Origin of the sequence: Burkholderia sp. 22088 (genome assembly GCF_052045915.1) — a bacterium.
In the GTDB taxonomy this organism is placed as follows: domain Bacteria; phylum Pseudomonadota; class Gammaproteobacteria; order Burkholderiales; family Burkholderiaceae; genus Burkholderia; species Burkholderia cepacia.
In genome coordinates this window covers 366,061-378,353 of the sequence record NZ_JBQEPY010000003.1, presented here as the reverse complement: position 1 = coordinate 378,353, position 12,293 = coordinate 366,061, and the positions used below count along the sequence as shown (strand labels likewise).

Genomic DNA, 12,293 nt, shown 5'->3' with positions numbered 1-12,293 from the left:
CCTGCTCAGGGGCGCGCAGCGCGAGCCGCGTCGCAGGGTGAGGGCGGTGCATCGAGATGCAAATATTCTGGCGATCGTGCGCCGTGTTTCGCCAGAATATTTGCCTTTTGATGCCCACCCTGGCGAGACAAGCCCGTGCGCATGCGGAGCGAACCGGGGCCACGTGCGGGGCGATTCGGCCTTACGGTTTTTCCTGCACCGTCCTCAACCGCCCCAGCTCCTCCGCCAGAAAATCCACGAACGCCCGAATCCGCGCGGACATCTGGTGACGCTGCGCATACACCGCATAAATGTCGGCGCCCGGCGTTTCGTGATCGGGCAGCACGACGACCAGACGCCCGTCGGCGAGGTAGTCGCGCAGATCCCATTCCGCGCGCATCAGGATCCCGTGCCCGTCGAGCGCCCACTTCACGGCGATCTCGCCGTCGTTCGTCGTCAGGTTGCCGTTGATCCGCACGGCTTCCGTATAACGCGCCGTGCCGCGCCCGCTCGTCAGGCGCCAGACGCCGTAACCCTCGTCCCCCTGGCGGATGCCGATGCAGTTGTGCCGCGTCAGGTCGTGCGGCGTGCCCGGGGTGCCGTGCCGCGCGAGATACGCGGGCGCCGCGCACAGCAGTCGGCGGTTCGGCGCGAGCCGCCGCGCGACGACGCGCGAATCGGGCGGCTCGCCGAAGCGGATGCACACGTCGAACGCGTCGTCGGTGAGCGGCGGCGGCATCACCGACAACTGCAGTTGCACCGACACTTCCGGATACCGCGCGACGAAGCGTGAAATCGCCGGGCCGACGTGGCTGCGGCCGAAACCGAGCGTCGCATTCACGCGCAGCAACCCCTTCGGGCGCTGCTTCGCGCTGCCGAGCAACTCGCCGAGTTCGTCCATCTGGTCGAGGATCCGGCGCGCGTAGTCGAGATACACGTCGCCTTCCGGTGTCAGCATCATCCGCCGCGTCGTGCGGTTCACCAGCGTGACGCCCGCGCGCCGTTCCATCTGCGTGAGCCGCTTGCTGACGGCCGCCGCGGTCAGCCCGAGTTCGCGCGCGGCCGCGCTGAGGCTGCCGGAGGCGGCGAGCGTCGAGAAGAAGCCGAGATCGGCCGGCTGGACGGTATCCGCCATGACGGGATTCATGAATTCAAGTTAAAGATGCTTTGAGTCTAGCACCGGTTCCTGCACTCCTGGTTCGGTAAAGTGCCTCCACGCTGACGATCAATCGAGGATGTGCGCATGAAGACCTACCGAATCGCAACGATTCCCGGCGACGGGATCGGCAAGGAAGTGGTGCCGGCCGGCAAGCAGGTGCTGGAGGCGCTGGCCCGCGGCAGCGACCGCTTCGCGTTCGAGTTCGAGGATTTCGACTGGGGCGCCGATTATTACCGCGAGCACGGCGCGATGATGCCGGTCGACGGCCTCGACGCGCTGCGCGGCAAGGACGCGATCCTGTTCGGCTCGGCGGGTGACCCCGACGTGCCCGATCACGTGACGCTGTGGGGGCTGCGCCTGAAGATCTGCCAGGGCTTCGACCAGTATGCGAACGTGCGACCGACGCGCATCCTGCCCGGTATCGACGCGCCGCTGAAGCGCTGCGGGCCCGGCGACCTGAACTGGGTGATCGTCCGCGAGAACTCCGAGGGCGAATATGCGGGCGTCGGCGGCCGCGTGCACCAGGGCCATCCGATCGAGGCCGCGACCGACGTGTCGATCCTCACGCGCGCCGGCGTCGAACGCATCATGCGCTTCGCGTTCCGGCTCGCGCAGTCGCGTCCGCGCAAGCTGCTGACCGTGATCACGAAGAGCAACGCGCAGCGGCACGCGATGGTGATGTGGGACGAGATCGCGAAGCAGGTCGCGCAGGAGTTTCCCGACGTGACGTGGGACAAGGAGCTTGTCGACGCGGCGACCGCGCGCATGGTCAACCGGCCGGCGTCGCTCGACACGATCGTCGCGACCAACCTGCACGCGGACATCCTCAGCGATCTCGCGGCCGCGCTCGCCGGCAGCCTCGGCATCGCGCCGACCGGCAACATCGATCCCGAGCGCCGTTATCCGTCGATGTTCGAGCCGATCCATGGCTCCGCGTTCGACATCATGGGCAAGGGGCTCGCGAATCCGGTCGGCACGTTCTGGTCGGTCGTGATGCTGCTCGACCACCTCGGCGAAGCGGAGGCCGCCGCAAGCGTGATGCGGGCGATCGAGGCGGTGACGTCCGACCCGTCGCTGCACACGCGCGATCTCGGCGGCAGCGCGACGACCGCGCAGGTGACGGCGGCTGTCTGCGAGCGTGTCGCGAACGCGGCGATCACCGCCTGATGACACGGGCGGCGATGGGCGGGCGGGCCGCGACGTAGCGGCGGCGCGCGTGCGCAACCGGTCACCGGCTGTCTCCCGTTCATCGTTCCCCCGTTTTCCTGCCCGCGACTCGCGCATCCGACGCGAGCCGGGCACCCGGGCGCCCCGGCGCCCGTTTCGCGGCGGCGCCGGCGAGCATTCACGGACAGCGCACGGCTCGACCTCGAAGGAGGAGACACATGCAAGCGGATCTGGAAACCCGCGTCGCGCGGAAACTGATGTGGCGCATCATTCCGTTCGTGATGCTGCTTTATTTCGTCAGCTTTCTCGATCGCGTCAACGTCGGCTTTGCCGCGATGACGATGAACAAGGCGATCGGCCTGTCGCCGACCGCGTTCGGGTTCGGCGGCGGCCTGTTCTTCATCGGCTACTTCCTGTTCGAAGTGCCGTCCAACCTGATTCTGCATCGCGTCGGCGCGCGCATCTGGATCGCACGCGTGATGATCACGTGGGGGATCGTGTCGGCGGTGTCCGCATTCGCGGCCGGGCCGACGAGCTTCTACGTGCTGCGCTTCCTGCTCGGCATGGCCGAGGCCGGATTCTTCCCCGGCATCATCCTGTACCTGAGCCTGTGGTTTCCCGCGAAGCAGCGCGCGGTGGCCGCCGCGTGGTTCATGGCGGCCGCGCCGATCTCGACCGCGATCGGTTCGCCGCTGTCGGGCGCGATCATGCAGATGCCGCCGATGTTCGGGCTCGCCGACTGGCAGATGCTGTACATCGTCGAAGCGCTGCCGGCGGTCGTGCTCGGCTTCGTCGTGCTCAGGTGCCTGACCGATTCGCCGTCGAAGGCCGCATGGCTGCGGGCGGACGAGCGCGACTGGCTGGTCGCGAAGCTGAAAGCCGAAGCCGATGCACGCCACACGCATGCCGGGCATACCGCCGGCGCGTGGCAGGCGCTGCGCGATCCGCGTGTGCTGGCGCTTGCGCTGATCTATTTCGGCACGTCGGCGGGGCTGTACACGCTCGGCCTGTGGGCGCCGTTGATGGTCAAGCAGTTCGGCTTCACCGCGCTGCAGACGGGCCTGCTCACCGGCATTCCGAGCATCGCCGCGGTCGTCGCGATGATCGCCTGGGCGCGGCATTCGGATCGCGGCGGCGAGCGCACCTGGCACGTCGTGATTCCGTGCGTGCTCGCGTGCATCGGCTTCGTGTTTGCGGGGCAGGCGGGCACCGCGCTGCTCACCGTGCTCGCGCTGGTCGTCGTCAACATCGGGATCAGTGCCGCGAAGGCGCCGCTGTGGGCGATGCCGAGCGCATTCCTGTCGGGCGCCGGCGCGGCGGCCGGCATCGCGATGATCAACTCGATCGGCAACCTCGGCGGGTTCGTCGGGCCGTTCGCGATCGGCTGGCTGAAGCACGTGACGGGCGGCTATGCCGCAGGGCTCTACGTGGTGGCGGGCACGCTCGCGGTGTCGGCGGTCGTCACGCTGATGCTGAGCCGCAAGGGTGCGAGGGAAGCGGCCGTGCCGGGCGTGCGGCATCACTCGTAGGCGCGGCCGGTGGGCCGGGACACCGGGCAGGCGCGTATCGCGAGCACGCCCGGCTTCATGTTGCGCGTTGCGCAACATGGCTTCATGCATCGAGAGGCACGATCAGCTGTGCGTGAGCGTCGGCGCATGGAACTTCACAACCGTGCCGGGCGTCGTCAGCGGCGTGCCGGACACGGCCGTCTGGTCGTAGTCGCCAGCCTTGAAGTAGAAGCGCTCGCCGTCGAAGCTCGAATCCATCGTGAAGCTCCTGGTCGTGCCGTTCTACGACTCCGTCGCTGCGATGCGCCGCGCGATACGCGCCGCACAGGCGTCGGGCGCCGCGTCCGACGTATCGAGCACCATCTGGCTGAATGGCCGCGACGCATAGCCTTCGCGATACATCTCGGCGATCCGGCTCCGCTCCCAGTCCGTCAGCGCGCGCGAGCCGCGATTCGACGACGCGATCGCTTCGGGCGGCGCAAGCGTCACGACGAACAACCGTGCATCGCGCGCCTCGCAGGCGGCGCGCAGCCGCCCGAATTCCGTGTCGCCGATCGGATAGGCGATGACCAGATGACGCTCGCGCGCGTTCGCGATCTGCGTGACGAGACGCTCGAGCGCAATTGCCCACTGCACGTCGAACGGTGCGTCTTCGGGCGCATCGTGATCGTCGCCGTCGATGAAGCGCGCGTCGGGCAGCACGCGAGCCAGCGCGAGACCGATCGTCGTCTTGCCGCTGTTGATCGGGCCGTTCAGGTGGATGACGGTCAGGGTGGTCATGGGTCAACGAAGAAATCGAACGACTCGCAGCTTGCCATGACTGGCGCGGCGGTGCAGTGCAGTGCCGAACGGCGCCAGTGATCGCGATGGATCGGCGCGCGTTTGGTCAGTAAGATGCGTGTCGCGCTGGGTGGGCCGCGTGCGGGAATTCGCACGCGTGTCGCTCAAGGCGGGCGTGCCGAAAGTGACGTGCGCCGTATTGTCCTTATTGTGAATCTGAGTAGATGACGAATATTCCGCAAGCGTTGACAGATGCGTTGTCGACGGCCCTGTCGGCAATTACGCCCGACGGGGAGCTGCCGGCAGCTGTGCGAAGGGAACTGCTTCGGTTGATCGAGGCATTGTCGTCTGACGAACATGTCGACGCCGGATACTTGCGCCGCGCGCGGTTGGCGATGCTGTGCGCCGAAGAGGCGATCGACTGGCTGAATCCGTACGCGAGCGTGCTGACGGCAGCACGGGCCATGTTGGCGAACGGCGCTGACGCGCTGGCCGGAAAGTATGACCTGGTCTGTCTGGAAAGAGACAATGGCGCGTACCACACCCAGGTCATCGATCTGTTTGGGCATGGCGAAGCGGCGTTTGTCCCGGTTTATGCCGACATGACCGTTTTCGCGGCGATCAATACGATCTTGTACGACACGAATTTCGATGTGGTCGGCGAAAACGAAAAAAGCGTGTTTCCGGACGATTGGGATGTCGGCTATTACGGGACGCTGGCGCTTTCCGGCAGTGCCGTGTGGGAGGAGAAGGGAGGTGATGCAAGTCGCCGATCGTATTGGCGATGGTATCTGGAGAGCGCGATCCCTCGGGCGTGGGATGTTCTCGCGCCGTTGCCGGTCAAACGGGTACAGCCGAACCCGGAGCAGAGCGTCTGACCGGTGACCAAGCCGGCCGCTCACGGGTGTGTCGGAAATCGACCGGCCCGCGAGCGGCGTCAGGCGACTTACTTGTCGTCGCCCTTGATCTGCGGCAGCGCCGATGCTTCGCCCGGCGTCAGCAGCCCGACTTGCGAATACACGCGCAGCTTGTCGCGCGTATCGGTGATGTCGAGGTTGCGCATCGTCAGCTGGCCGATCCGGTCGCGCGGCGAGAACGTCGATGCCACCTTCTCCATCGACAGGCGTTCCGGCTGGTACGTGAGGTTCGGCGACTTCGTGCTCAGGATCGAGTAGTCGTTGCCGCGGCGCAGTTCGATCTTCACTTCGCCGGTGATCGCGCGCGCGACCCAGCGCTGGGCCGTTTCACGCAGCATGATCGCCTGCGGGTCGAACCAGCGGCCCTGGTACAGCAGGCGGCCGAGACGGCGGCCGTTCTCGCGATACTGCTCGATCGTGTCTTCGTTGTGGATGCCGGTGACGAGACGCTCGTACGCGATGTACAGCAGCGCGAGGCCCGGGGCTTCGTAGATGCCGCGGCTCTTCGCCTCGATGATCCGGTTTTCGATCTGGTCGCTCATGCCGAGGCCGTGACGGCCGCCGATGCGGTTCGCTTCCAGCAGCAGCTCGACCGGGTCGGTGAACTCGACGCCGTTCAGCGCGACCGGCTGGCCGGCTTCGAAGCGCACCGTCACTTCTTCCGCGGCGATCTTCACGTCGTCGCGCCAGAACGCGACGCCCATGATCGGGTTCACGATCTTGATGCCGCTCTCGAGGCTTTCGAGATCCTTCGCTTCGTGCGTCGCGCCGAGCAGGTTCGAATCGGTCGAGTAGGCCTTCTCGGCCGACATCTTGTACGCGAAGCCGGCCTGGTTCATGAATTCGGACATTTCGGCACGACCGCCGAGCTCGTCGATGAACGTCTGGTCGAGCCACGGCTTGTAGATCTTCAGATCCGGGTTCACGAGCAGGCCGTAGCGGTAGAAGCGCTCGATGTCGTTGCCCTTGTACGTGCTGCCGTCGCCCCAGATGTTGACGCCGTCTTCCTTCATCGCGGCGACGAGCATCGTGCCCGTCACGGCGCGGCCGATCGGCGTGGTGTTGAAGTACGTGACGCCGGCCGTCGTGATGTGGAACGCGCCGCTTTGCAGCGCCGCGATGCCTTCTGCGACGAGCTGCGCGCGGCAGTCGATCAGGCGGGCGCCGGCTGCGCCGTATTCGATCGCGCGTTTCGGGATCGCGTCGTAATCGTCTTCGTCGGGCTGGCCGAGGTTCGCCGTGTATGCGTACGGGACGGCGCCCTTGAGTTTCATCCAGTGCAGCGCTGCGCTGGTGTCCAGGCCGCCGGAGAAGGCGATACCGACCTTCTGGCCGGTCGGGAGGCTTTCGAGAATCGTGCTCATAGGAATTACCGTGGATTGAAGCCGGTGGGATCGTATTTCGCGGAATATGCGAGTATCGGCTGTCCGGGAGGTTGGGGCAAGGGTTGATTTTCATCCGGAACCGTCGCCGGGCCTGTCGCGGCGGGCCTGACGGGCGGTTAACCGGGTAGAGAACGCCGCCCGGGGCGGCGCGAAATCACGGCAAATCAGGCGCCGATGAGCCCGGACGCCGGCCGTGTTTCCGGGGCCGGATCGGCCGAATGGCGGGGCTGCAGCGGTCAGGATGCCGGTGCGCCGATCCGAAAGGAATATGAAAGGTAGGGCGTGACGCCCGGATGCCCGCGAGCGTCAGATGTTCCACGACTGCGCGGTGTCGAGCAGCTTCTCGCGCAACTGGTCGACTTCCACGGCCAGCTTGGCCGTGATCGACACGTAGCCCGACAGCTGCGGCGGCGGTGCGCCGTGCGGTGGGTCGGCCGGCCGGCGGCGCGGCGCGAGCCGGCTCGGCGTGCCGAACTTGAGCGCGCGGCTCGCGCCGACCAGCGTATCGCGGATGCGCCGGTTCACGGCCTTCATGTCGACGCGCATGTATTCGCGGGCCGCGACGTCGTCGCGGGCCGGCACCGCGCTCGACAGGATCTCCAGATAGCCGATGCACAGGCGCAGGCTGCGCTGGATCGCCTCGAGCTGCGTCATCGACGTCTCGCATTCCTTCGACACCGACGGCATCAGCGAACGCAGCTGCACGAGCAGCGCGCTCAGCGCGGCCATTTCCTTCAGGTGCGCGTCGTCGCTCACCTGGCGGTCGCCCGCGACCCGCGCATGCACGGCCGCGCACGCGCGCAGCGCGTCGGCGAGCTTGTAGCGCCACGAGTAGGTCGCATAGAGCGGCAGCGCGAACGAGAACGCCAGCGCGATCGCGATGCCGATCAGCACGTTCACCGCGCGCCACAGGCCGTCGACGATCTCGTTGTCGCCGTGCCCGGCGACGATCACCATCGTGATCGCCGACAGCAGCGCGATATAGCCGGCCTTGCCGATCGCGTGATACGCGCAGATGCCGCACGCGAGCGCCATCAGCAGGTAGATCGCGATCGGTGCGTGCGCGGCGGAATACAGCAGGATCAGCCCGAGCCCCGCGAGCGCGCCGATCGACGTGCCGAGCGCGCGCTCGGCTGCCTTCTTGCGGATGTTGCCGTGATGCTGCAGCCCGCCGACGACGATCAGCACGGTAATCGTCGACCACTCGCCGTGCGGCACGTTCAGGCCGGTGGACAGCGCGATCGACACGAGAATCGCGAGCGCGACGCGCGCCGCATGGATCAGCTTCGCGTGCCGGTAGCGGCGGTACGGGTCGAGCAGCGGGCGGAGCGCGTTGCGCAGGAGCGGCGGCAGCCGGGCAGGGAACGGGGTGGTCATGGCGGAGCTGGAGTGGCCGGAACGCGCATCGCGGCCTGCGCGGGCCGGCGCCGCGCCGCGTGCGCAGCAGACGTAACGCTAGCCGAACGCGGCAGGGCTGTCCACGGCGCGGTCGTCCAGCGGGGCCGGCCGCCGCGCGGTTTCGCGTCACGTCAGCGCGATGTCATGCGTCCGCGGTGCCCGGCTGCGCTTCCAGCACGCGGTTGCGTCCGCCGGACTTCGCGCGGTACAGCGCCTCGTCGGCACGCCGCAGCAGCGTCGCGGCGTTCAGGCGGCCGTCGGCGGCGGTCGCCGCGCCGATGCTCGCCGTGACACGCCCGTACGGGCTTTTCACGTGCTCGATGCCGAGCTCCGCGATCGCGCGCCGGATGCCTTCGGCGACGGTCACCGCGCCTTGCGCATCGGTGTCGGGCAGCGTGACGACGAATTCTTCGCCGCCGTAGCGCGCGACGTGATCGCCGTCGCGACGCAGGCAGCGCGACGCGGTTTGCGCGACGCGCCGCAGCACGTCGTCGCCGGCCGGGTGGCCGTAGTAGTCGTTGAACGCCTTGAAGTGATCGACGTCGACGAACAGCACCGACAGCGGGCGGCCGCTGCGTGACGCCCGCTGCGCCTCCTTCGCGAGCACCGTGTCGAACGTGCCGCGGTTGTCGAGGCCCGTCAGCGCATCGGTGTGCGCGAGCCGGTACAACTTCGATTCGGCGACCTGCCGGCGCGTCAGTTCGCGCGACAGCGCCAGCGATCCCCACGCGATGAACCCGGTGAACAGGCACATCAGCACGACGGTCCAGATCGCGCGGTGGCGCCACGACGCGTAGATGTCGACCTCGGCGGGCGCGACGTCGACGATCAGCGGCAGGCCGGCGAGATGCTTGTAAACATAGACGCGCCGCACGCCGTCGATGCTGCCGACGCCCGACAGCACGCCTTCCCGCCTGCGCAGCGCCTCGATGAACAGCGGCGACCTGCGCAGGTCGATGCCGACCACGCGCGCGTCGTAGGGCAGGCGGCTCACGAGCGTGCCGTTGAGCTCGGCGATTGCCGCGCTGCCGTGCTTGCCGACCGCGAGGCCGTCGAGCAGCGCGCGGAAGTAGTCGATGCTGAGCGTGCCGACGACGATGCCGCCGAACGAGCCGTCGGGCAGCGTGATCCGGCGGCTGAGCGCGATCGTCAGCGCGCCGCCGCGCAGCCGGGATGCGTACGGCCGGCTGATGTAGAGGCCCTGCGCGACATCGTTGCGGTGCACGGTGAAATAGTCGCGATCCGCAAAGTTGCCTTGCCGCGCGGGCGACGCGCTCGAATCGATCACGATATTGCCGTGCGCATCCATCACGAACAGCGACCCGAGATATTCGCCGGTGGCGGCGCGGTCGAACAGCAGCCGATGGCGCTGGCGGGGCGGTAATGTCGTCAGTTCCGGATCGGCCACGCCGTCGAGGACGTTCTGCAGCGACAAATCGTAGAGCTCGATATTGCGCGCGATATCGCGTTCGATCAGCAGCATCAGGTTGCGTGCATTTTCGACCGCATGCTCATATGCGTCGCGCCGCGCCTCGATTAAAAGCGCCGTGGAAAGCCCCCAGCTGAACATCAGCAGCAAAATCCCCGCAACGAGTACGCCGCGGGGCGACAGAATGCGTGCCACGATCGACGCCGTATGGCGGCGCAGCGTGGCGGGCAGCGTGAATGACTTCATCCTCGAGGGTGGCGGGCGGCGGATTTCGCGTCGTTGGCGATTCCGCTCGCTGTTGATTTCGAATCGGGCCGCATTATCTCGCGAATTCCAGACATTCGTGTGCGCATGCAAAACATGCATGCCGGGGCGGTGATTCAAAACGGTTACGCATCGTTACCGCTTTAGGTGCGGGTGATTTGATTTGAATCAATTGCCGATATCGGTCATTTTGTCTGAATAATCCCGTAATTACCCGGCGATTATGTCTGCCGGCGTGGTAGCTGGCGGATTGCGACAAGGCAGTGGAGAAACACCTGGGAGAGGAAAACGGGATGACCGCCCGGAGTGCATGGTTTTTGCATCGGAGCGCGGCGACGGCCCGGCCGGCCCGGCCTGACCCGGTCGCGACGCGGCCAACCCCTTGATTCTGCGAAATCTCCGGAGCGGCCGCGGGCGGCGGCACCCGAGCTGTCCCCGTGACGAATCAGGTAGAATCCGCGCTTCGCCGCAGGCGCCCGCCGCGCAACGCGTATCGGGGCCGCATCGAATGCATCGCAGGACGCGCCCCGCGCTCCGATTCCGCATGCGCCGGCTACGGATGCCGGCCCGCTCAACGTTCGTCTCGTTTATGTCCGCACTTCCGAAATCCGACCAACCCGGTTCGTCCGCGAACCCACCCAAGCTTCATCGCGCGCTGAAGGCGCGCCACCTGACGATGATCGCCATCGGCGGCTCGATCGGCACGGGCCTGTTCGTCGCGTCCGGCGCGTCGATCTCGCAGGCCGGCCCCGGCGGCGCGATGGTCGCGTACATGCTGATCGGCCTGATGGTCTACTTCCTGATGACGAGCCTCGGCGAAATGGCCGCGTTCATGCCGGTGTCGGGCTCGTTCGCGACCTACGGCGCGAAATACGTGGACGAGGGCTTCGGTTTCGCGCTCGGCTGGAACTACTGGTACAACTGGGCCGTGACGATCGCGGTGGAACTCGTCGCCGCGCAGCTCGTGATGCATTACTGGTTTCCGGACGTCCCGGGCGTGTGGTGGAGCGCGGCGTTCCTCGGCGTGATGTTCCTGCTCAACGCGCTGACCGTGCGCGGCTTCGGCGAGGCCGAATACTGGTTCGCGCTGATCAAGGTCGTCACGGTGGTCGCGTTCATCGGCGTCGGCCTGCTGATGATCTTCGGCATTCTGAAGGGCGCGCCGAGCAATGGCTGGGGCAACCTGACGATCGGCGACGCGCCGTTCGCGGGCGGCCTGCCGGCGTTGATGGGCGTCGCGATGATCGCCGGCTTCTCGTTCCAGGGCACCGAGCTGATCGGCGTTGCGGCCGGCGAATCGGAAAACCCGCGCACGACGATCCCGCGCGCGGTGCGCCAGGTGTTCTGGCGGATCCTGCTGTTCTACGTGTTCGCGATCTTCGTGATCGGCGTGCTGATTCCCTATACCGACCCGAACCTGCTGAAGACGGACGTGACCGACATCGGCGTGAGCCCATTCACGCTCGTGTTCCGCCACGCGGGCCTCGCATTCGCGGCCGGCGTGATGAACGCGGTGATCCTGACGGCCGTGCTGTCGGCCGGCAACTCGGGCATGTACGCGTCCACGCGGATGCTCTACAACCTCGCGACCGAAGGCCGTGCGCCGAGGATCTTCGCGAAGCTGTCGCGCGGCGGCGTGCCGCGCAACGCGCTGTACGCGACGACGGCCGTCGGCGCGCTGTGCTTCTTCACGTCGCTGTACGGCGACAAGACCGTGTACCTGTGGCTGCTGAACACGTCGGGGATGACGGGCTTCATCGCATGGCTCGGCATCGCGGTCAGCCACTACCGGTTCCGCAAGGGGTACGTGAAGCAGGGCTACGCGCTCGACCAGCTGCCGTACCAGTCGAAGTGGTTCCCGTTCGGCCCGCTGTTCGCATTCGTGCTGTGCCTCGTGATCGCGCTCGGGCAGGACTATCAGGCGTTCCTCGCGAACCGGATCGACTGGGCCGGCGTGGCCGCGACCTATATCGGCATTCCGTTGTTCCTCGTCGTGTGGCTCGGCTTCCGGTTCCTGAAGAAGAGCCGTTTCGTGCGCTACGAGGACATGGAAATCGCGCCGTGGGTCGCCGCGAGCCGCGGCGCGCAGCGGCAGCCGGTGGCGAACCGCGAAACCGCGGGCTGACGCGGGCGCGGCGTACAGCCGCGCGGCATGCGATGAAACGGGAAGCCGCGCGCTTCCCGTTTTTTTGCCCGGCTTTTGCCTGCACGGGGTCAAAGCCGGTTATATTGCCCGACCCTACCGGGCCACGGCCCGGCCGGCGCGAGGCGCGCAGCGCGGATCGGCATCCGGCGCGCGCGCGGTGC

General features: G+C 67.1%; 10 protein-coding genes. 4 read left to right on the top strand and 6 right to left on the bottom strand.

Translation table 11 applies throughout. From position 1 onward, the window contains the following. Positions 1–181: 181 nt before the first annotated feature. On the bottom strand, positions 182–1,114 hold the full coding sequence (locus ACTJLD_RS07565) for a LysR substrate-binding domain-containing protein (protein WP_027790933.1): 933 nt from the start codon (positions 1,112–1,114) through the stop codon (positions 182–184). A gap of 108 nt (positions 1,115–1,222) precedes the next feature. On the opposite strand from ACTJLD_RS07565, the gene ACTJLD_RS07560 reads away from it, so the two are divergent. Continuing rightward, positions 1,223–2,305 (top strand): tartrate dehydrogenase, encoded by a 1,083-nt coding sequence (locus ACTJLD_RS07560; protein ID WP_440658442.1) that lies wholly within the window; start codon positions 1,223–1,225, stop codon positions 2,303–2,305. Between the two features lie 218 nt (positions 2,306–2,523). Then, a complete protein-coding gene (locus ACTJLD_RS07555; protein WP_175757126.1) occupies positions 2,524–3,834 on the top strand; it encodes an MFS transporter in 1,311 nt (436 codons plus the stop codon). Between the two features lie 102 nt (positions 3,835–3,936). On the opposite strand, the gene ACTJLD_RS07550 is transcribed toward ACTJLD_RS07555, so the two are convergent. Continuing rightward, positions 3,937–4,071 carry a polysaccharide lyase family 7 protein gene (locus ACTJLD_RS07550; protein ID WP_226161207.1) on the bottom strand — a complete coding sequence of 45 codons (135 nt, stop codon included), beginning with the start codon at positions 4,069–4,071 and terminating at the stop codon, positions 3,937–3,939. A 24-nt stretch (positions 4,072–4,095) separates the two neighbouring features. Beyond that, positions 4,096–4,593, bottom strand: coding sequence for a hypothetical protein (locus ACTJLD_RS07545; RefSeq protein WP_060083354.1), 498 nt, complete (start codon positions 4,591–4,593; stop codon positions 4,096–4,098). Positions 4,594–4,817: 224 nt separating this feature from the next. Here ACTJLD_RS07545 and ACTJLD_RS07540 point away from each other — a divergent pair, with 224 nt between their 5' ends. Next, complete coding sequence (locus ACTJLD_RS07540; RefSeq protein ID WP_440658440.1) at positions 4,818–5,471, top strand: Imm5 family immunity protein; 654 nt, start codon at positions 4,818–4,820, stop codon at positions 5,469–5,471. A gap of 68 nt (positions 5,472–5,539) precedes the next feature. On the opposite strand, the gene argG is transcribed toward ACTJLD_RS07540, so the two are convergent. From argG to ACTJLD_RS07525, 3 genes are all read right to left on the bottom strand, one after another. After that, positions 5,540–6,874: an argininosuccinate synthase gene (gene argG / locus ACTJLD_RS07535; protein WP_021157353.1), complete on the bottom strand. Its 1,335-nt coding sequence runs from the start codon at positions 6,872–6,874 to the stop codon at positions 5,540–5,542. Positions 6,875–7,201: 327 nt separating this feature from the next. Beyond that, a complete protein-coding gene (locus tag ACTJLD_RS07530; RefSeq protein ID WP_060195005.1) occupies positions 7,202–8,272 on the bottom strand; it encodes an FUSC family protein in 1,071 nt (356 codons plus the stop codon). A 163-nt stretch (positions 8,273–8,435) separates the two neighbouring features. Further along, complete coding sequence (locus tag ACTJLD_RS07525) at positions 8,436–9,968, bottom strand: sensor domain-containing diguanylate cyclase (protein WP_440658438.1); 1,533 nt, start codon at positions 9,966–9,968, stop codon at positions 8,436–8,438. Between the two features lie 607 nt (positions 9,969–10,575). On the opposite strand from ACTJLD_RS07525, the gene ACTJLD_RS07520 reads away from it, so the two are divergent. After that, positions 10,576–12,111, top strand: coding sequence for an amino acid permease (locus ACTJLD_RS07520; RefSeq protein WP_321878207.1), 1,536 nt, complete (start codon positions 10,576–10,578; stop codon positions 12,109–12,111). The last annotated feature ends 182 nt before the right edge of the window (positions 12,112–12,293 follow it).